The organism is Pseudomonas sp. AS2.8 (assembly GCF_014190935.1).
GTDB lineage: Bacteria > Pseudomonadota > Gammaproteobacteria > Pseudomonadales > Pseudomonadaceae > Chryseomonas.
Genome location: NZ_JACHVV010000002.1, coordinates 41,037 through 59,567, shown reverse-complemented (window position 1 = coordinate 59,567; position 18,531 = coordinate 41,037). Strand labels below are relative to the sequence as shown.

Here is an 18,531-nt window from a genome sequence, read left to right as displayed (position 1 = left end):
CTGTCACCGCCCCAGGCAAGGCTAGCGCGCGAAGGCCGGCAGGCTGGCGGGCAACAGCTTGGCGGTGTTGCGCGCGTCGGTCTCGGCCCGGTGCAGCACCCCGGTAAAGGCCAGTCCCGCCGATTCCAGGGCAGCGGTGAGTCCCAGCGGGCGCGCCAGGCCACGGGCCTTGGCGAAGGCCTGCTTGAGATTGCGATGCGGCACCCGGGCCAGGTGGGTGTGCAGATCGTACTCGCGCCAGGCGCGCTCCAGCAGGCGGCGGTCGAAGTCGCCCCAGCTGCACCAGCCGGCGAGGGTGGTCTCATAGGCGCCCAGCCAGGCCTCGAACGCTGGCCAGGTGCCTTCCAGAGGCTCGGCGCCATCGACGTCGGCCTGGCTGATATGGGTGAGGTCGCGGCAGAAGGGCGTCAGCAGCGGCAGGCGCCGGGGCTGGACGAAACTCTGATAGCGACCGAGCTCCTGGCCCTCGGCGTCCACCATCACCGCGCCGATCTCGATGATCTCCATCAACTCCAGTGGCCAGCCACCTTCATCGGTGGTCGCTTCCAGGTCCAGCACCAGCCAATGCTTCATCGTCACGCCCTCGGGGAGCCGCCTCGATCGTCGCAGATAAGACGATGGAAAGGCCGCGGGGTTGCGTGGCGAGGTGCGAATGAATGTAACATTCATGACTTGATAGCGGCATCTGGTCACGATTTGCTTGTGACGCCCCAGCCTTGCTCTTAAGCTTGAAGCCTCCTTATCTGCGAGTTTCACCCATGGAGTGCCGTCCGGGTTGTGGCGCCTGCTGCATCGCGCCCTCGATCTCCTCACCGCTGCCACGCATGCCCCAGGGCAAGCCCTCCGGGGTGCGCTGCGCCCATCTGGACAGCACCAATCGCTGCGACCTGTTCGGCTCGCCGCTACGCCCGGCGGTGTGCGGCGGCTTCCAGGCCGAGCTGGCGTTCTGTGGCACCAGCAGCGCCGAGGCCATGGCCATCCTGCTGCGCCTCGAAGGTGAAACCGCCGCCTGATCCGGTTTTGAATTGCGCTCTCCGACAACCACAACAACAAGGGACGTCCCATGCACAAGCCGCTTCGCTCCATCCTCGTCCTGACCCTGCTCGCAGCCACCGGCCTGGCCCAGGCCGAGGACTGGCAACTCGCCAAGCAGGAAGACGGCATCCAGGTCTATACCCGCGCGGTCGCCGGCTCCAAGTACAAGGCCTACCGCGGCGTGGTCCAGATCAAGGCCGATCCGGCCACCATCGCCAAGCTGCAGGATGACCCCGTGGGTTCCTGCAAGTGGATCTTCCGCTGCCAGTCGCTGCAGGTGCTCAAGCGCCAGGACAACCAGGCCTGGACCTACATGCGCATCGACATGCCCTGGCCGGTGACCGCCCGTGACGTGGTGCTGCACATCACCGAGCAGAAGACCCCGGACGGCGGCTTCACCCGCATCCTCGAAGGCCAGCCGGACTATCGTCCTGCCGCCGACGGCTACGTACGGGTCGCCAGCTTCCAGGGCCAGTGGCGCGTGGTGCCGAAGAACGGCGGCTCGGAAGTGACCTACGAGGCCCAGAGCGAGCCGGGTGGCAGCGTGCCGTCCTGGCTGGCCAACAGCTTCGTGGTGGATGCCCCGCTCAACACCCTGAAGGGTCTGCGCCAGGCCGCGCAGCGCTGATCGACCGCCCTCGGGCAACGGCCTGGCCACTGGCGCCAGGCCCGTTCAATACCACCCCTATAGCAGGCCGTGGCGGTCCACCCAATTTCCTGGGCAGACATCTTTAATACCACCCCAACGGTGTTGAGGCATAAAGGGCGAACCCCTCTGCCTCGGCGGTGGTAATCAGCGAGCAGGAACGGTGGCTGCCCGACTGCGTCTCTTGCGACGCCAGCCGTCCACCAGCCGGAAGGCCAGCAACGTGGCGCCGATGGCGGCGTAGATCGCCCATTCTTCCAGGTCCGAGCGCACGATCCAGAGGTAGTGCAGCAGCCCCAGGCCCAGCACCAGGTAGGCCAGCCGGTGCAGCTCCTTCCAGCGCTTGCCCAGGCGGCGCATGGCCGGGCGATTGGACGTGACGGCCAGGGCCAGCAGGATCAGCAGGGCCGCGGCACCGACGATGATGTAGGGTCGGCGCTGCAACTCCACGCCCAGTTGCGACAGGTCGAAGCCCAGCACGAACGCCAGGTAGCCGAGGAAATGCAGCAGGGCATAGGTGAAGGTCCAGAGGCCGAGCTGGCGGCGGATCACCGGCCAGAGCTTCCAGCGGGTGAGGCGCGACAGCGGGGTCAGACTCAGCGTCAGCAACAGCAGCACCAGGGCGCCGGTGCCCAGCTTGTCTACCAGCGCCTTGCCCGGGTCCGGGCCGAGGGCGAAGATCCAGGCCTGGTACAGCCACCACAGCGGCGGGCAGAGCGCGGCGACGAATACCGCCACCCGCCAGAGCAGCACACCCATCAGTAGTTTCTCCGCAGGTCCATGCCGCTGTAGAGCGAGGCCACTTCCTCGCCATAGCCGTTGAACATCAGCGTCGGCCGCACGTTGGGGCTGAACAGGCCGCTGGGCAGGCGCCGTTCGCGGGCCTGGCTCCAGCGCGGGTGGTCCACTTCCGGATTGACGTTGGCATAGAAGCCGTACTCGTTGGGCGCCATGCCCTGCCAGGTGGTGCGTGGCTGCTCGGCCACCAGGCTGATGCGGACGATGGACTTGATGCCCTTGAAGCCGTATTTCCAGGGCACGATCAGGCGCAGCGGCGCGCCATTCTGGTTGGGTAGCACCCGACCGTACATGCCCACCGTCATCAGCGTCAGCGGATGCATGGCTTCATCCAGGCGCAGGCCTTCCACATAGGGCCAGTCCAGCAGGGCGAAGCTGGAATTCATGCCGGGCATGTGCTGCGGGTCCTTGAGCGTCTCGAACTTCACGTAGCGCGCCTTGCCGGTGGGCTCGACGCGCTTGAGCAGGCTGGCCAGCGGAAAGCCCAGCCAGGGGATGACCATGGACCAGGCCTCGACGCATCTCATGCGGTAGATGCGCTCTTCCAGGGTGTCGGGGCCGAAGAGGTCTTCCAGGCCGTAGGTGCCGGGTTTGCCCACCTCGCCGTCGACCACCACGCTCCAGGGCTGGGTGGGCAACTGCGCGGCATGGGCCGCGGGATCGCTCTTGTCCGGCCCGAATTCATAGAAGTTGTTGTAGTGGGTGGCGTCCTTGAAGGGCGTGATGTCCTCGCCCTTGACCGTGGCCGCCTGCCAGCGGGTATCCGGCAGCTTGCGCTCGAACCAGTCCGGGCCCTTGGCGGCTTCGACGTCGCCATAGCTGGAGGCGGCCGCCAGCGCCCAGCCGGGCAGGGCGGCGCCGGCGAGCAGGGCGCCGCTGGCGCCGAGCAGCTGGCGCCGGGACAGGTAGACGGCTTCGGGGGTGATCTCCGACCCCAGGCAGGCAGAGCGCGGAACGATCTTGATCGGCATGACGGACCTCGGTGGGGTGCGCGCGGGAGAGCGGCTGGCTAACAGCGTGAGACATCCCTGTCGTGAAAAGCTTCCGAGGCCAACGATAGCCTGCCGTCCCGGTCCGGCGGAAGGCCGTTGCGCGCCTGCCAGCCGGCCGTTCAGGTCGCTGCCAGGCAGGCGCGGGACCCCGTGCCATACTGCGGCGACCTCTCGCCCTCAGGAGTCCCCGATGAAGAAGCTGATCAATAGCCCCGCCACGGTGGTTCGCGAACTGCTCGAAGGTCTCGTCAGCCTGGATCCCGGCCTGGCCCTGCTGGCCGCGGAGCAGGTCATCCTGCGCCAGCCCCTGGCCGCAACGGGCGATCGCCCGGTGGCGGTGATTTCCGGCGGCGGCAGCGGCCACGAGCCGGCCCATGCCGGCTATGTCGGCGAGGGCATGCTGACCGCGGCGGTGGCGGGAGACGTCTTCACCTCACCGAGCGTGGATGCCGTGCTGGCCGCCATCCGGGCCGCGGCCGGTCCTGCCGGCGCCCTGCTGGTGGTCAAGAACTACACCGGCGACCGGCTCAACTTCGGCCTGGCCGCCGAACTGGCGCGCAGCGAGGGCATTCCGGTCGAGACGGTGCTGGTGGCGGACGACGCGGCCCTGCGCCATACCGTGGCGCCGGAAAAGCGCCGGGGCATCGCGGGTACCGTGCTGATCCACAAGCTCGCGGGCGCTGCGGCCGCCGCCGGACGACCCCTGGCCGAGGTGGCCGCCCTGGCCCGCGCCGCGAGCGCCGACTTGCGCAGCATGGGGGTTGCCCTGGGCGCCTGCACGGTGCCGGCGGTGGGACATCCCGGTTTCCAGTTGGCGGACGATGAGGTGGAATGGGGGCTCGGCATCCATTGCGAGCAGGGCGTCGAGCGCGGCCCCCGGCTGGGCGCCGACGCCACCGTGGCGCGGCTGCTGGATACCCTCATCGACGATGGCGGCTATCCAACGGGCACACGCCTGGCGCTGCTGGTCAATGGCCTGGGCGCGACACCACCGCTGGAACTCGCCCTGATGGCGCGGGCCGCACTGAGCCAGTTGCGCCAGCGGGGACTGGTGGTGGAACGCGCCTGGATCGGTACCTTCCTCAGCGCCCTGGACATGCCCGGCTGTTCGCTGTCGCTGCTGCCGGTGGACGAGGCGCGCCTGGCGCTGCTCGATGCGCCGACCCAGGCGCGGGCCTGGCCGGGTGACGGCCGGGTCCCGGCGGCGCCCACCTTGTTGCCCGCACCCGCGGCGGCAGCCGAATCGACCCCTCGCACCCCAGGTCCGCTGGCCGCGCGGCTGCAGGCGGCGGCAGATGCCGTCATCGCCAGTCTGTTGGCCAACGAAGACCGCCTCACCGACCTGGACAGCCGCGCTGGCGATGGCGATCTGGGCACCAGCCTGGCCCGGGGCGCCGAAGCCATGCGCGCCTTGCCCGCCAGTGCCTGGTACAGTCCGGCCAGCGCCCTGGCCGCCACCGGTCAGGCACTGCGCCGGGCCATTGGCGGCAGCTCCGGCCCCTTCTACGCCTGCGCCCTGGTCCGCGCCGCTCAATTGCTGGACGGGGTGGAGCGACCCACACTGGCCCAATGGGCCCAGGCCCTGGATGGCGGCGTCCAGGCCCTGGCCGAACTGGGTGGCGCCCAGCCGGGCCAGCGCACCATGCTCGATGCCTTGCGCCCGGCCGCGGATGCCCTGCGGGACGGTGCCCAGGCGGGCGCCAGCCCGAGGCAGGCCTTTGCCGCAGCCCTCGCCGCTGCCCGGCAGGGCGCCGAGGCCACCGCCGAAATGCTGCCGGCCCAGGGCCGTGCCAGCTACCTGGGGGAGCGCGCCCGCGGCATTCCCGATGGCGGCGCCGTGGCGGTGGTCTTCTGGCTGGAGGCCCTGGACCCCGTGATCACTGGCTAAGCCGAGCCAACGCCCGGGCGGGGCCCGCGGCGCTCGGGCCAGCCATGGCGGCAGACCAGCGAGAGCAGGGCGCCCAGAAAGGCCAGGGCCATGTCCTTTTGCGCATCCCAGGGATCGCCCTGGGCGCCGACGAAGGCTTCGGCGGCAGCGCCCGCCAGCAGGTCGGCGCCCAGCCATTCCATCAGCTCGTAGCCGGCCGAGGAGGCCAGCACGAATTCCAGGGCCACATAGGCGCTCCGCCAGCCGCGCAGTCCGCTCAGGCCCTGGACCACCTCGCGAACGGGCCGCGCCAGCAGCAGGCCATAGGCGAAATGCACCAGCCGGTCGTAGTGATTGCGCTTCAGGCCCAGCGCCTCGTCCAGGCGAACACCGGTCAGCGCCTGCCAGGCCTCGTCGTAGGGTACCTGGGAGTAGGTGTAGTGGGCGCCGACCTGGTGCAGCACCAGAAAGCCGCAGAGTTGCAGGCTGGCGCCGGCCGACAGCAAGAAGCGCCGCTGCACCAGGGCGACACCCAACAGCGCAACGATCACCAGCAACTGCTCGATCATCCAGGTCAGACGGTCGAGGGGTGCCCAGCCGAGCGTCAGGGTCAGTAGCGCCAGCATCAGCAGCAGGGTGAGTTGCAGACGAGAGCAGCGGGTGGTGTTCAAACACAGGCGCCTTGTGCGGAAAGCGGAGCATCGCGACGGCGATCCCAGCAGCATGGACCGGGATTCGGGCGCTGCCGTTCGAGCGCAGCGGTCCCGTGCCGGCGCGGCTTCGCTGGCAAAAACCGCAAGCGCGACGGAGGCACCGGCGCCGCTTGCCGGCGGTCCCACGGGCAGGTCCTTTCTTTAACCCAGGAGCCCTCGATGTCCATCCTGCCCAAGCTCCCGGCCTTCGATTCGAGCCTGGCACTGCTACGCGAGGGCTATGCCTTCATCAGCAATCGCTGTGAACGCCTGGATAGCGACGTCTTCGCCACGCGCCTGCTCCTGCAGCCCACCCTCTGCCTGCGCGGCCCGGCTGCGGTGGAGCTGTTTTATCGCGAAGAGCGCTTCACCCGGATGGATGCCGCGCCGCGCCAGCTGCGCAAGACGCTGTTCGGCGAAGGCGGCGTCCAGGGGCTGGATGGCGCGGCCCATCGCCAGCGCAAGGCGGTGTTCCTCGAGATCACCCGAGCGACGCGGGTGGAAGCCTTGATCGCCCGGGTGGAGCAGGAGTGGCGCGCCAGATTGCCCGCCTGGGAGCGCCGCGGCGAGATCGTGTTGCTGGACGAATTGCATCTTCTCTATACGCGCGCGGTCTGCGACTGGGCCGGAGTCGCCCTGGCTATGGACGAGGAAGGGCAGCGCTGCGCCGAGCTGGTCGCCCTGATCGAAGGGGGCGCAAGCGTGGGCCCGGCCAACCTGGGTGCCCGCCGCGCGCGACGCCGGCTGGAACTCTGGCTCGGCCGCCAGATCGAGCAAGCTCGCCAGCAGCACGCCCCCGCCGGCAGCGCCCTGGCACTGATCGCGCAGCACCGGGAGGCGGACGGCCAACCGTTGTCGCCACGGGTGGCGGCGGTGGAGCTGCTCAATGTGCTGCGGCCGACGGTGGCCGTGGCGCGCTTTTCCACCTTCGCCGCCCTGGCCCTGTACAAGCAACCGGCCTGGCGCGAGCGGCTGAGGGCCGATCCCGCCGCCCGGGTACCCTTCGCCCAGGAGGTGCGACGCTTCTATGCCTTCTTTCCCTTCACCGTGGCGCGGGTCAGGGAGACCTTCGACTGGCACGGCATCGCCTTCCCCCGCGGCACCCGCGTCCTGCTGGATCTCTATGGCACCAATCGCGATCCGCGCAGCTGGGAGCGTCCCGAGGTTTTCGATCCCACGCGCTTTCTCGCGGAACAGCCTCCAGGGGTCGCCTTCGTACCCCAGGGCGGCGGTGAGGTGGCCCACCAGCACCGCTGTCCAGGCGAAGGCATCGCCCTGGAACTCATGACCTCCGCCCTGCGCCTGCTGCTGCAGGACATGACCTACCAGGTGCCTACCCAGGACCTGCGCATCGACCTGGCGCGGATGCCGATGCGCCCGGCCAGCGGCCTGCTCCTGAGCGAAGTCCAGGCGGTGCAGCGGACCCGCCGGTCGGGCGGTTAGGCAGCCCGCGCCGCCACCTGAGGGCGCGCCGTGAGCAGACTCACCACCATGAAGCTGACCAGGCTCAGGCCGAGGCTGAAATAGATCGGCGTATTGGCCTCCAGGCCGTCCTTGAGCATGAAGACGACGGCCGCTGCGGAGCCCAGCAGCATGCTCGCCAGGGCACCCGCCGTGGTGGCGCGCGGCCAGAGGATGGCCCCCAGCAGCGGCACCAGGATGCCGCCCACCAGCAGGTTGTAGGCCAGGGTCAGGGCGCCGATGACGTCATTGACCAGCAGGGCGATGGCGAGCACGGCGAGACCGGTGAGCAGGGTAAACAACCGGGCCATGCCCAGGGTCGAGGCCCGGCCGCCGCGCAGTCGCGGCAGGAGGTCCTCGGTCAGGGTGGTGGAGGCCGCCAGCAGGCCGGCACTGGCGGTGGACATCATGGCGGCCAGGGCCGCGGCGATCACCAGGCCGCGGATGCCGTCCGGCAAGGCACTGCGGACGATGGCGGCGAAGGCGTTGTTGGCGTCGGCGAGATCCGGCAGCAGCACCCGGGCGCACATGCCGATGAGCGCGCCCACCAGGCCATAGATCACGCAATAGACGCCGGCCAGGCTGCCTGCCACCCGCGCCACGCCTTCGCTGCGGGCGGTGAAGACCCGCTGCCAGATGTCCTGGCCGATGAGGATGCCGAAGAAGTAGATCAGGAAGTAGGTGAAGATGGTGTCGTAGCCGAGAGTGGTCAGGGCGAAGGCGCTGGCCGGCAGCTTGGCCACCAGGGCGTCCCAGCCGCCGATCCGGGTCAGGCAGATCGGCAGCAGCACGAACATCAGGCCTGCGGTCTTGATGACGAACTGGACGATGTCGGTCAGCGTCAGCGACCACATGCCGCCGATGCTGGAATAGATCACCACCACGCTCCCGCCGAGCAGGATGGCGCTCCAGAAGGGCAGTTCGAACAGCACCTGGATCACCGTGCCCATGGCCAGCACCGAGACCACGCTCAGCATCAGCGCATAGACCAGCATGATGGCGGCGCTGGCCTGGCGGGCCAGGGGCGTATAGCGCCGTTCCAGCACCTGGGTCACGGTGTAGATGCGCAACTTCAACAGGGGTTTGGCGAGAAACAGATTGAGCACCAGGATGCCGCCGCCCAGCATGGCGCACAGCCAGAAGCCGGACAGCCCGTGGACGTAGCCCAGGCGCACCGTGCCCACGGTGGCGGCGCCACCCAGCACCGTGGCGGCCATGGTGCCCAGGTAGCAGGCCGGACCGAGGTTGCGACCGGCGACGAGGAATTCTTCCTGATTGCGGGCGCGGCGCATGCCGTACCAGCCGAGCAGCAGCATGGCCAGGGCGTAGGCCAGGACGACGGAAATATCCAGGAGCATGACGGAGTCTCTTGCAGGACTGGACAGGGCCGGGCGCACCGACCCCGTGACAGGGTTCAGGGATCAGGCGGCGCTGATGCCGGAAAGCGCGGTGCGGGCACGACTGCGTCTGGGGCGCCGCGGACCGGCCGGGCCATAGACGGCAGCCGGTTCCGGGAACAGCAGGAGCAGCAGCAGATAGAGCAGGGCGGCGCTGCCTAGGGCCAGCGGCAGGCTCAGGTCGATGCCGCCCGCCAGCTCGCCCAGGGGCCCGACGAACTGACCGGGCAGATTGACGAAGGCGAGGCCGAGCAGGGCGCTGGGAATCCAGGCGCCCATGCCGCGCCAGTTCCAGCCATGCTGGAACCAGTAGCGGCCACCCTGCTCGCCGCGGGTGAACACCTGCAGGTCGTCCGGGCAATAGAAGCCACGGCGGACCACCAGCCCGAGGATCATGATCACCATCCAGGGGCTGGTGCAGGTCACGATCAGCACGGCAAAGGTCGATACGCTCTGCACCAGGTTGAAGCTGAAGCGCCCGATGAAGATGAAGGCAATGGCCGCCAGGCCGATCAGCAGGGTCGCGCGCACCCGGGTCAACAGCCGGGGCAGCACGCTGGAGAGATCCAGGCCGGTGCCATAGAGCGCCGTGGTGCCGGTGGACAGGCCGCCGATGATCGCCAGCAGGCACACCGGCAGGAAGTACCAGGTGGGCGCGATGGCCAGCAGGCCGCCCACATAGTTGTTTTGCGTGATGTAGTCGGGCGCCCTGGTCGCCACCAGCGACGCGGTGGCCAGGCCGAACAGGAAGGGGATCAGGGTGGCGGCCTGGGCCGCGATCACCGCCAGCAGGATGCGCCAGCGCGGCGTCTGCCGGGGAATGTAGCGCGACCAGTCGCCGAGAAAGGCGCCAAAGGACACCGGGTTGCTCATGGCCACCAGGGCCGCGCCGACGAAAGCCGCCCAGAAGCCCGGCTGACCCGCTTGCAGGGTGCCGGCGTAACCGGCTTCGAAGCTGCCGGCGAAGGCCGGGATACCGAGCAGGAACAGCAGGCTGGCACTGACCACGGCGATCTTGTTAACCCACAGCATGAAGCGAAAGCCATAGAGGCACACCGTCAGCACCAGCACGGCGAACAGCCCGTAGGCCAGCCCCAGGCTGAGGGCGTTCTCCGGCAGTCCGACCAGGCGCTGGGCGCCGCCCACCAGGGCATCGCCGGAACTCCAGACCGACAGCGAAAAGAAGGCGATGGCGGTCAGCAGCGAGAGAAAGGAACCGACGATACGGCCGCGGACGCCAAAGTGGGCACCGGAGGAGACGGCGTTGTTGGTGCCGTTGAGCGCGCCGAACAGCCCCATGGGCGCCAGGATCAGGGCGCCGCACAGGACCCCGCTCGCGATGGCCAGCACCCCGGCCTGGAAGGACAAGCCGAACAGGATCGGAAAGCTGCCGAGCACGGCGGTGGCGAAAGTGTTGGCCCCGCCGAAGATCAGGCGGAACAGGTCGAAGGGGGTGGCATGGCGTTCGTCGTCGGGAATCTGCTCGACGCCAAAGGTTTCGATACGGGTGATGCCGTCATGATGATCCATGGATGACGCCTCGACACGGTTATACGCAGGCTGGACCCGCGTTCTTGTTGTCGGCGGACCAGGCGGTCCGCCGGTGTTCGGCAGCGAAAAGACAGCGGGTGGGCGACCGTCATGGCGGGTCGCCGCACCAGTAAGGGTCAGCGGTAGGCCACCCCCGGCAGCACGCAGAGCATTTCGTACAGCAGGTTGGCGCCAAGCAGCGCGGTGTTGCCGGTGGTGTCGTAGGGCGGCGAGACCTCGACCAGGTCGCAGCCCACCAGCTCGAGGCCCTGGCAGCCGCGGATGATCTCCAGTGCCTGGATGGTGGTCAGGCCGCCGATCTCCGGCGTGCCGGTCCCCGGCGCCCAGGCCGGGTCGATGCTGTCGATGTCATAGGACAGATACACCGGGCCGCCCCCGACCCGCTCGCGCACCTCGGCCATCAGCGGTGTCAGCGATCTGTGCCAGCATTCCTCGGCCTGGACCACCCGAAAACCCTGCTCGCGGCACCAGTCGAAATCGTCGGCGGCGTAGCCCTGGGCGCGCAGGCCGATCTGCACCACCCGGTCGCAATCGAGCAGGCCTTCCTCCACCGCGCGGCGGAAGGTTGTGCCATGGGCGATCTTCTCGCCGAACATGTGCTCGTTGACGTCGGCGTGGGCATCCACGTGCACCAGGCCGATCTTGCCGTACTTCTTCTTCATGGCGCGCAGGATCGGCAGGGTCAGGGTGTGATCGCCGCCCAGGGTGAGGGGGATGACATCGTGCTCCAGCACCCGGTCGTAATGCTCCTCGATCAGCCGCACGGTATCGAGCAGGTTGAAGGTGTTGATGGCGACGTCGCCCAGGTCGGCGACGCTGAGGGAATCGAAGGGCGCGGCGCCGGTGGCCATGTTGTACGGCCGGATCATCACCGATTCGCTGCGCAGCTGCCGCGGACCGAAGCGGGTGCCGGAACGCAGCGAGGTACCGATGTCCAGCGGGATACCGATGAAGGCGGCGTCGAGACCGTGGGGGGCGGTGAGGTGAGGCAGTCGCAGCATGCTGGCGATGCCGCCGAAACGGGGCATCTCGTTGCCGCCCAGCGGCTGGTGCAGGATCTTTTCCACGGGTCATCCTCGTTGTGCTGATGACCCGATTGTGCAAAGCCGCCGTCGGCCGAAGAATCGGCCCGGGCAAAAAATCACTTCAGAGATTTCTGAACTAATGGCTAGACTGCCGGGCCGCGTCCACCGGAGTCCGCCATGGCCAATGCCCTCCACGACATCCGCCTGCTCAAGCTGTTCGCCTGCGTGGTACGCCACCAGGGATTCGCCGCGGCGCAGCAGGAACTGAACCTGTCCACCTCGGCCATCAGCACCTACATGAGCCAGCTGGAAGGCCAGCTCGGCGTGACCCTCTGTCATCGCGGCCGGGGTGGCTTCGCCCTGACCAGCAAGGGTGAACTCTTTCATCAGGAAACCCTGCGCATCCTGGGCGAGATCGAGGGCTTCGAACGCTACGCCACCACACTCAGGGGCGAGTTGAGCGGCACCCTCAACCTCGGCGTGCTGGATTCGCTGTCCAGCGAACCGGCGCTGCCGCTGGCCGAGGTGATCGGCCGCTATACCCATGACTATCCCGGCGTGCACCTGCACCTGGCCGTGACCAGCCCCTATGAATTGCAGCTCGGCGTCCTGGAAGGACGGCTGGACCTCGCCGTGGGTGCCTTTTCCGCACGGATGAACGGAGTGGTCTATCAGCCGCTGTATCGCGAGCAACACTGGCTCTATTGCAGCGATCGCCATCCGCTGTTCCAGGAGCGGCGCATTCCCGCCGAGGTGATCACCCGCCAGCGGATGGTGCGGCGCGGCTACTGGAGTCAGGCCGAACTCGCTCGCCATGGGTTCAAGGAAAGCGCCGCCACCGTGGAAAGCATGGAGGCACAGCTGATCCTGATCCTCTCCGGCGCCTATATCGGCTATCTCCCGGAGCACTATGTCCACGCCTGGGTCGACCAGGGCCGGCTCAAGGCGCTGCAACCGGCCACCTTCGGCTATCAGGCGCCATTCTCCCTCATCAGCCGTCGAGGGCGTGGAAGAGAGCCGCTTATCCAGAGTTTTCAGCGCATCCTTAAAGCCCAGATGCAACATGCCGATAGTTAGTATGACGATAACCAAATGGTTACCGTTGGCGCCTGTGCAGGCAGTTGGCCACCATTGAACTGGTTGATGTCGCACGGAGTAGATAACCCGCTAGATAAGGCACCCGCATGCGCACGAATTTGCCGGTCACTCAGCAAGGCCGTACCTTCAAGGAAGAAGAACGACTCATCTCCACCACTGACCTGCAGGGGAACATCACCTACTGCAACGAGGCCTTCATCGCCATCAGTGGCTATACCCGGGAGGAGCTGATCGGCAGTCCGCACAACCTGGTGCGTCATCCCGACATGCCGCCGCCGGTGTTCGGCCACATGTGGGCGACCCTCAAGGAGGGCAAGCCGTGGATGGGCATCGTCAAGAATCGTTGCAAGAACGGCGATTTCTACTGGGTGAGCGCCTATGTCACCCCGATCCTCGAACAGGGCCGGGTGATCGGCTACGAATCCGTGCGTTCGCTGCCCAGCACCAGCGAAGTCCGGCGCGCCGGCGAACTCTATGCCCGCATCAATGCCGGCAAGGCCCCCGTGCCCATGACGCGCCGCCTGGGCAGCGCCATTGCCGCCTGCTGGTCGACGGTGGCGGCCACCGGGGTGATCCTGAGCGGCCACTTCATGCTCGATGACACAACTCAGGCGGTCCTCATCGTCGCGGCGCTGCTGGGCATCAGCGCGCACCAGCTCTATCGTCAGCGCGCCAGCATCGAGCGCATCCTCGCCGATCATCCGAAGATGTTTTCCAGCGCCGTTGTGGCCCCGACCTACAGCGACCAGTGCGGCGCCCCGGCGCGCCTGGATCTGGCGCTCCACAGCGAAGCCGCGCGCCTGCAGACGGCCCTGACCCGGCTGGCCGACGTTGGCGACAGCGTACGCGTCAAGGCGCGCGAATCCTCCCAGCTGGCCCAGTCCGAGGCCGAATTGCTGGATCAGCAGCGCCACGAGACCGACCAGTCCGCCGCCGCCATCACCCAGATGACCTCCACCATCCACGAGGTCTCGCAAAACGTCCAGGAGACCGCCCAGGCGGCGGCCAACGCCGAGAGCCTGGTGCACTCCGGGCGCGACAAGGCCGAAGAGAGCCTGACCTCCATGCGTGAACTCGGCGCGGCGGTCAGCGACATCGGCCAGGCCGTGGGCGAACTGGCCAGTTCGACCCAGAGCATCGGCAGCGTCGCCGACGTCATCACCGCCATCGCCGAGCAGACCAACCTGCTGGCCCTCAACGCCGCCATCGAGGCCGCCCGCGCCGGTGAGGCCGGTCGCGGCTTCGCCGTGGTGGCCGACGAGGTCCGCTCGCTGGCCTCCCGCACCCGGGAATCCACCGAGCAGATCCACCAGATCATCGCCAACCTCCAGGCCAATGCCGACCGCGCCGTGGCCACCGCCAGTCGCGGCGAAGAGACCTCGCGCCAGAGCGAGCGCCATTCGGCGGCGGTGCGCGAATCCCTCGAAGGCATCAGCGAATCGGTCAGCCTCATCACCGCCATGAGCCAGCAGATGGCCACCGCGGTGGAAGAGCAGAGCCACGTCTCCGAAGACATCAACCGGCAGATCAGCCGCATCGCCGACCTTTCCGACCACAGCTCGGCCCAGGCCCGTCGCGGCTCGGAACTGAGTCGCGAGCTGGAAGGCATGGCCGACTACCTGCACGACCTCACCGCCCGCTTCAATCGCTGAGGCGGGGTAGGGCGGCGGCGATCCGGTATGATCGCCGTCCTCTCCCGCTCCGGAAGCCCCGATGTCCCGTCCCGCCTGCGCGCGTTGCCAGCGGCCCTTGCCGTTGTGCCTGTGCGCGCTGATTCCCTCGCTGGCCAGTCGCACCCGGGTCCTGCTGCTGCAGCATCCCAGCGAACGCCGTCACCCGCTCAACACGGCACGTCTGGCCGCGCTGGGACTCAGCAACGCACAACTCGAAATCGGCGAGACCTTCGCCGAATTGCCGCTCTGGCTCGCCGGCCACGAGGCCTGGCTGCTGTTTCCCGGCCCCGAGGCGATCCCGGTGGACCTGGTGCCACCCGCCGCTGCGACTGGGTCGCGACGACTGCTGGTGATTCCCGATGGCACCTGGCGCAAGGCACGCCTGCTGCTGCATGCCAACCCGCTGTTGGCGGCCTTGCCCAGGCTCACCCTGCCACCCGGGGCGCCGTCACGTTACCGGGTACGCAAGGCACCGGCGGCGGATGCGCTGTCGACCGTGGAGGCCGTGGTGGGGGCGTTGAACGCGCTGGAGGCACCCGCCCGTTTCGAGGCCCTGCTGGCACCCTTCGAGGCACTGATCGATGGCCAGATCGCGGCCATGGGGCCGGAAACCTTTGCTCGCAATCATGGCGGGCCAGCGCCAGGCGATTGAGGGAATTACCCGGCGGCCGGACGACTCTACCTAGGGAGTCAGCAGAGGAGTCACCCCATGTCCCGCTTCCCGATCCGCCAGCATGACGAATTCGCCAGCCTCGCCGCCCTTGCCCAGCCTCGGGCGGGCGGTGAGCCCGATCAGCCCGATCCCGCGCCCATCCAGCCCGGTGAGCCAGGCGAGCCCACCATCCCCGACCAGGCGCCGCCGACTCCCATGGCTAGAGCCGCCTGACGCTGCGGCGTCACCCACAAAAAAGGGCGATCATCGCTGATCGCCCTTTTTCATGCCTGACGGTGGCTAGCGCCGGGTCTTCTGCCTGAGCAGGTAGATCGTTACCGCCGCGCAACTGGTGAACGCCGCCACCCGCGCCCAGACATAGGGCACCAGCCAGCAGGAAAACCCCACGCTGATCCACATGGCGACGATGGCGTAGACCTTGCCCTTGAGCGGGATGCCATCGCCTTCCAGATAGGGTTTGACCCAGGGCCCCAGCCACCTGTGGTTGATCAGCCACAGGTAGAACCGCTCCGAACTGCGCATGAAGCAGGCCGCGGCCAGCAGCAGGAAGGGCGTCGTGGGCAGCAGCGGCAGAAAGGCGCCGATGATGCCCAGGGCCACGCTGAGCCAGCCCAGGCCCAGCAGCAGGTAGCGGACCCAGCCCTTGCGCTGGCGGGGTCTGGGAGTGGCCTCGTCCATCGCTCAGTGACGCGGCTTGAGCAGCGCCGGCTTTTCTTCGGGGGAATGGCAGAGCAGGAACAGCTGGGTCAGCAATTCCGGAATCTGCACCATCATGTCGGCGACCAGGCGGCGGTCCTGGGCGATCTCGGAGAACTCCGGCTGTTCATCGAACAGGCCCGAACCGACCATGATCGGCAGCAGCAGCTCGCTGACTTCGTCTTCGGCGTCTTCGAACCACACGGCTTCGCGCAGGAAGACCCCTTCCATGAAGCCGATGCACCAGCCGCGCAGCTCGGAGTCGTCCGGCTCCGGACCGAGCTCCAGGTCGCAGGGCAGGTCCAGCTCTTCGTCACTGCCCAGCACACGCAGAATATGCGCCTTGAGCTGCACCAGGGAGCGCTCGATCTCTTCCTGCTGGGCGGCGTCGCGATACTGCGGCGGCTCGGCGAAGAGCGCATCGATCCACTCGCGTTCGGGAACCTCTTCCGGGCAGATGGACAGGGCGGTCAGGTAGCCGTGGGCGGCTACGTAGTCGAGCGCTTCTTCGTGCAGATCGTCTGCATCGAGAAAATCGCGCAGACGGGTCAATTGTTCGGCGAAGGACATCGGCTACTTACCTCGGAAAGGATTCGAAAGGGCAGAACGGCCGGAATTGTAGACGAGCGCCCGGGTCACGTCGAACCCGACGGCCTGGGGCCGGTCGACGGAAAAGCACCGCCGCAGCGACCTCGGCATCCGTATAATGGCCTTTCCATTCGAGGAGGCTTCATGTCAGAACCTGCGCTGCGCATCCTTAAAGACGTCTTTGGCTACGACGCGTTCCGTGGCAACCAGGCCCGGATCATCGAGCGTGTGGCCAGCGGTGGCGATGCGCTGGTGCTGATGCCCACGGGCGGTGGCAAGTCCCTGTGCTACCAGGTGCCGGCCCTGCTGCGCCCCGGCGTGGCCGTGGTGGTCTCGCCGCTGATCGCGCTGATGGACGACCAGGTCGCCACCCTGCTCGAACTGGGCGTGTCAGCGACCGCGCTCAATTCCACCATGACCGGCGAACAGCAGCGATCCGTCGCCGCGCAGCTGGAGCGCGGCGAGATCAAGCTGCTCTATCTCGCGCCCGAGCGCCTGGTCCAGCCGCGCATGCTGGACTTCCTCAAGCGCCTGCCGATCGCCCTGTTCGCCATCGACGAAGCCCACTGCGTGTCCCAATGGGGGCATGATTTCCGTCCGGAATACATGCAGCTCGGTCAGCTGGCCGAACACTTCCCCGGCGTGCCGCGCCTGGCGCTCACCGCCACCGCGGACTCCCGCACCCGCGAAGAGATGGCCAGCCGCCTGCATCTGGAAGAGGCCGAGCGCTTTCTCTCCAGTTTCGACCGGCCCAACATCTTCTACCGCATCGTGCCCAAGGAAGCGCCGCGCAAGCAGCTGCTGGCCTTTCTGGCCGAGCGTCGCGGCGACGCCGGCATCGTCTACTGCATGTCGCGCAAGAAGGTGGAGGAGGTGGCCGAGCAGCTCAGCAACCAGGGCTTCCCCGCCTTGCCCTATCACGCCGGCCTGCCCAACGACGTGCGCGCCGCCAACCAGAAGCGTTTCCTCAACGAGGAAGGGCTGATCATGGTCGCCACCATCGCCTTCGGCATGGGCATCGACAAGCCCAACGTGCGCTTCGTCGCCCACCTCGACCTGCCCAAGAGCCTGGAGGCCTACTACCAGGAAACCGGACGCGCCGGCCGCGATGGGCTGCCCGCCGACGCCTGGATGGCCTACGGCCTGCAGGACGTGCTGCTGCTGCGGCAGATGATGCAGAACTCCGAGGGCGACGAACGCCACAAGCGCATCGAGCGGCACAAGCTCGAGGCCATGCTGGCGCTGTGCGAGGAAACCCGCTGCCGGCGGCAGGTGCTGCTGGCCTATTTCGACGAGCACCTGGCCCAGCCCTGTGGCCATTGCGACAACTGCATCGACAACGTCGAGACCTGGGACGCCACCGAGCCGGCGCGTCAGGCGCTGTCGGCCATCTACCGCAGCGGTCAGCGCTATGGGGTAGGGCACTTGGTCGACATCCTGCTCGGTCGCGAGACGGAAAAGATCACCAGTCTCGGCCACCAGCGGCTGGCCGTGTTCGGCCTGGGCAAGGCCCGTGGCGAAGACGAGTGGCGCACCCTGTTCCGCCAGCTGGTGGCCCGCGGCCTGGCCGAGGTGGACGTCGACGGCTATGGCGGCCTGCGCCTGACCGAGAGCTGCCGGCCGCTGCTGCGGGGCGAGGTCCGTATCGAATTGCGCCGTGATCCCAAGCCCCAGCGTGGCCGTGGCAGCAGCGGCAGCGGCTCGGCCAGTGCCGCCAGCCAGCTGGTGCGCGCCGACGAGCGCGAGCTCTGGGAGGTCCTGCGCACCCTGAGACGCAAGCTGGCCGAGGAGCACTCGGTGCCGCCCTATGTGATCTTCCCCGACGCCACCCTGCTGGAGATGCTGCGCAGCCAGCCACGCTCGCTGGACGAGATGAGCCGGGTCAGTGGCGTGGGCGCACGCAAGCTGGAGCGCTATGGCCAGGCCTTTCTCGATGCCCTCAATGACGGCGACGCCGCACCACCATCGGTGGCCGACGTGCGCCACGAGGTGCTGACCCTGGTGCGTGCCGGCATGACGCCCGAGCAGGCTGCGCGCCAGCTCAATTGCTCGGAAAAGAATGTCTATGCACTATTGGCCGAAGCCATCGCCGGACAGCAGATCGCCCTGGAACAGGCCCTGGACCTGCCGGAGGATCTGCTGGCGGAAATCCAGGATGCCTTCCTCGAAGACGAGGGCGAATTGCCACCGGTAGCCCATATCGCCGCGCGCTTCGAAGGGCGGGTGGCCAGTGGTGCGCTGTACTGTGTACGGGCAGCCCTGCAGGCGGAATTGGCGGACTAGCGAGGCGCGGCGGTTGCCCCGCCATGCCTGTAACCAGAATAATGAGAAAATCCAAG

18 protein-coding genes and 1 pseudogene are annotated in these 18,531 nt (G+C 67.8%); 10 read left to right on the top strand and 9 right to left on the bottom strand.

Annotated features, from left to right (window positions below):
• Nucleotides 1-21: 21 nt before the first annotated feature.
• Nucleotides 22-573, bottom strand: a complete 552-nt coding sequence (locus tag FHR73_RS07215) for an exonuclease domain-containing protein (RefSeq protein ID WP_183630266.1) — start codon at nucleotides 571-573, stop codon at nucleotides 22-24.
• A 185-nt stretch (nucleotides 574-758) separates the two neighbouring features.
• Here FHR73_RS07215 and FHR73_RS07210 point away from each other — a divergent pair, with 185 nt between their 5' ends.
• Nucleotides 759-1,013 carry a YkgJ family cysteine cluster protein gene (locus FHR73_RS07210; RefSeq protein ID WP_027597778.1) on the top strand — a complete coding sequence of 85 codons (255 nt, stop codon included), beginning with the start codon at nucleotides 759-761 and terminating at the stop codon, nucleotides 1,011-1,013.
• A gap of 50 nt (nucleotides 1,014-1,063) precedes the next feature.
• Nucleotides 1,064-1,663 carry an START domain-containing protein gene (locus FHR73_RS07205; RefSeq protein WP_183630265.1) on the top strand — a complete coding sequence of 200 codons (600 nt, stop codon included), beginning with the start codon at nucleotides 1,064-1,066 and terminating at the stop codon, nucleotides 1,661-1,663.
• A 165-nt stretch (nucleotides 1,664-1,828) separates the two neighbouring features.
• Here FHR73_RS07205 and msrQ read toward each other — a convergent pair whose 3' ends face one another.
• Nucleotides 1,829-2,440: a protein-methionine-sulfoxide reductase heme-binding subunit MsrQ gene (gene msrQ / locus FHR73_RS07200; protein WP_183630264.1), complete on the bottom strand. Its 612-nt coding sequence runs from the start codon at nucleotides 2,438-2,440 to the stop codon at nucleotides 1,829-1,831.
• Complete coding sequence (gene msrP / locus FHR73_RS07195; RefSeq protein WP_183630263.1) at nucleotides 2,440-3,450, bottom strand: protein-methionine-sulfoxide reductase catalytic subunit MsrP; 1,011 nt, start codon at nucleotides 3,448-3,450, stop codon at nucleotides 2,440-2,442. The genes msrQ and msrP overlap by 1 nt, the downstream gene beginning before the upstream one ends.
• Nucleotides 3,451-3,661: 211 nt before the next feature.
• On the opposite strand from msrP, the gene FHR73_RS07190 reads away from it, so the two are divergent.
• The gene (locus FHR73_RS07190) at nucleotides 3,662-5,359 is read left to right on the top strand and encodes a dihydroxyacetone kinase family protein (RefSeq protein ID WP_183630262.1); all 1,698 of its coding nucleotides are present in this window, start codon (nucleotides 3,662-3,664) and stop codon (nucleotides 5,357-5,359) included.
• On the opposite strand, the gene FHR73_RS07185 is transcribed toward FHR73_RS07190, so the two are convergent.
• The gene (locus FHR73_RS07185) at nucleotides 5,356-6,009 is read right to left on the bottom strand and encodes a DUF2238 domain-containing protein (RefSeq protein WP_183630261.1); all 654 of its coding nucleotides are present in this window, start codon (nucleotides 6,007-6,009) and stop codon (nucleotides 5,356-5,358) included. The two genes, FHR73_RS07190 and FHR73_RS07185, sit on opposite strands and share 4 nt — an antisense overlap.
• 201 nt (nucleotides 6,010-6,210) lie before the next feature.
• Here FHR73_RS07185 and FHR73_RS07180 point away from each other — a divergent pair, with 201 nt between their 5' ends.
• Complete coding sequence (locus tag FHR73_RS07180; RefSeq protein ID WP_183630260.1) at nucleotides 6,211-7,473, top strand: cytochrome P450; 1,263 nt, start codon at nucleotides 6,211-6,213, stop codon at nucleotides 7,471-7,473.
• On the opposite strand, the gene FHR73_RS07175 is transcribed toward FHR73_RS07180, so the two are convergent.
• The 3 genes from FHR73_RS07175 to speB form a co-directional block, all read right to left on the bottom strand.
• Complete coding sequence (locus FHR73_RS07175) at nucleotides 7,470-8,849, bottom strand: sodium:solute symporter (RefSeq protein WP_183630259.1); 1,380 nt, start codon at nucleotides 8,847-8,849, stop codon at nucleotides 7,470-7,472. The two genes, FHR73_RS07180 and FHR73_RS07175, sit on opposite strands and share 4 nt — an antisense overlap.
• 63 nt (nucleotides 8,850-8,912) lie before the next feature.
• A complete protein-coding gene (locus tag FHR73_RS07170; protein WP_183630258.1) occupies nucleotides 8,913-10,418 on the bottom strand; it encodes a cytosine permease in 1,506 nt (501 codons plus the stop codon).
• Between the two features lie 137 nt (nucleotides 10,419-10,555).
• Complete coding sequence (gene speB, locus FHR73_RS07165; RefSeq protein WP_183630257.1) at nucleotides 10,556-11,506, bottom strand: agmatinase; 951 nt, start codon at nucleotides 11,504-11,506, stop codon at nucleotides 10,556-10,558.
• A 135-nt stretch (nucleotides 11,507-11,641) separates the two neighbouring features.
• On the opposite strand from speB, the gene FHR73_RS07160 reads away from it, so the two are divergent.
• From FHR73_RS07160 to FHR73_RS07145, 5 genes and pseudogenes are all read left to right on the top strand, one after another.
• A complete protein-coding gene (locus tag FHR73_RS07160; RefSeq protein ID WP_183630256.1) occupies nucleotides 11,642-12,541 on the top strand; it encodes a LysR family transcriptional regulator in 900 nt (299 codons plus the stop codon).
• A gap of 107 nt (nucleotides 12,542-12,648) precedes the next feature.
• Nucleotides 12,649-12,978, top strand: a pseudogene (locus tag FHR73_RS22745) (PAS domain-containing protein); the annotation flags it as partial.
• Nucleotides 12,979-13,071: 93 nt separating this feature from the next.
• Complete coding sequence (locus tag FHR73_RS07155; RefSeq protein WP_409258677.1) at nucleotides 13,072-14,214, top strand: methyl-accepting chemotaxis protein; 1,143 nt, start codon at nucleotides 13,072-13,074, stop codon at nucleotides 14,212-14,214.
• A 61-nt stretch (nucleotides 14,215-14,275) separates the two neighbouring features.
• Nucleotides 14,276-14,887, top strand: a complete 612-nt coding sequence (locus FHR73_RS07150) for a tRNA-uridine aminocarboxypropyltransferase (RefSeq protein ID WP_183630254.1) — start codon at nucleotides 14,276-14,278, stop codon at nucleotides 14,885-14,887.
• Nucleotides 14,888-14,944: 57 nt separating this feature from the next.
• Nucleotides 14,945-15,121 carry a hypothetical protein gene (locus FHR73_RS07145; protein ID WP_183630253.1) on the top strand — a complete coding sequence of 59 codons (177 nt, stop codon included), beginning with the start codon at nucleotides 14,945-14,947 and terminating at the stop codon, nucleotides 15,119-15,121.
• A gap of 66 nt (nucleotides 15,122-15,187) precedes the next feature.
• Here FHR73_RS07145 and FHR73_RS07140 read toward each other — a convergent pair whose 3' ends face one another.
• Complete coding sequence (locus tag FHR73_RS07140) at nucleotides 15,188-15,586, bottom strand: YbaN family protein (protein ID WP_183630252.1); 399 nt, start codon at nucleotides 15,584-15,586, stop codon at nucleotides 15,188-15,190.
• Nucleotides 15,587-15,589: 3 nt separating this feature from the next.
• Nucleotides 15,590-16,174, bottom strand: coding sequence for a YecA family protein (locus tag FHR73_RS07135; RefSeq protein ID WP_183630251.1), 585 nt, complete (start codon nucleotides 16,172-16,174; stop codon nucleotides 15,590-15,592).
• A 162-nt stretch (nucleotides 16,175-16,336) separates the two neighbouring features.
• Between FHR73_RS07135 and recQ the strand changes: the two genes are divergently transcribed.
• Nucleotides 16,337-18,475, top strand: coding sequence for a DNA helicase RecQ (gene recQ, locus FHR73_RS07130; RefSeq protein ID WP_183630250.1), 2,139 nt, complete (start codon nucleotides 16,337-16,339; stop codon nucleotides 18,473-18,475).
• Nucleotides 18,476-18,531: the final 56 nt, after the last annotated feature.

Coding starts and splice junctions, on each gene's coding strand:
- FHR73_RS07155 (WP_409258677.1), top strand. CDS start 13,072: ATGACGCGCCGCCTGGGCAGCGCCATTGCCGCCTGCTGGTCGACGGTG.
- FHR73_RS07210 (WP_027597778.1), top strand. CDS start 759: ATGGAGTGCCGTCCGGGTTGTGGCGCCTGCTGCATCGCGCCCTCGATC.
- msrQ (WP_183630264.1), bottom strand. CDS start 2,440: ATGGGTGTGCTGCTCTGGCGGGTGGCGGTATTCGTCGCCGCGCTCTGC.
- FHR73_RS07175 (WP_183630259.1), bottom strand. CDS start 8,849: ATGCTCCTGGATATTTCCGTCGTCCTGGCCTACGCCCTGGCCATGCTG.
- recQ (WP_183630250.1), top strand. CDS start 16,337: ATGTCAGAACCTGCGCTGCGCATCCTTAAAGACGTCTTTGGCTACGAC.
- FHR73_RS07140 (WP_183630252.1), bottom strand. CDS start 15,586: ATGGACGAGGCCACTCCCAGACCCCGCCAGCGCAAGGGCTGGGTCCGC.
- msrP (WP_183630263.1), bottom strand. CDS start 3,450: ATGCCGATCAAGATCGTTCCGCGCTCTGCCTGCCTGGGGTCGGAGATC.
- FHR73_RS07160 (WP_183630256.1), top strand. CDS start 11,642: ATGGCCAATGCCCTCCACGACATCCGCCTGCTCAAGCTGTTCGCCTGC.
- FHR73_RS07205 (WP_183630265.1), top strand. CDS start 1,064: ATGCACAAGCCGCTTCGCTCCATCCTCGTCCTGACCCTGCTCGCAGCC.
- FHR73_RS07145 (WP_183630253.1), top strand. CDS start 14,945: ATGTCCCGCTTCCCGATCCGCCAGCATGACGAATTCGCCAGCCTCGCC.
- FHR73_RS07150 (WP_183630254.1), top strand. CDS start 14,276: ATGTCCCGTCCCGCCTGCGCGCGTTGCCAGCGGCCCTTGCCGTTGTGC.
- FHR73_RS07180 (WP_183630260.1), top strand. CDS start 6,211: ATGTCCATCCTGCCCAAGCTCCCGGCCTTCGATTCGAGCCTGGCACTG.
- FHR73_RS07190 (WP_183630262.1), top strand. CDS start 3,662: ATGAAGAAGCTGATCAATAGCCCCGCCACGGTGGTTCGCGAACTGCTC.
- FHR73_RS07170 (WP_183630258.1), bottom strand. CDS start 10,418: ATGGATCATCATGACGGCATCACCCGTATCGAAACCTTTGGCGTCGAG.
- FHR73_RS07215 (WP_183630266.1), bottom strand. CDS start 573: ATGAAGCATTGGCTGGTGCTGGACCTGGAAGCGACCACCGATGAAGGT.
- FHR73_RS07135 (WP_183630251.1), bottom strand. CDS start 16,174: ATGTCCTTCGCCGAACAATTGACCCGTCTGCGCGATTTTCTCGATGCA.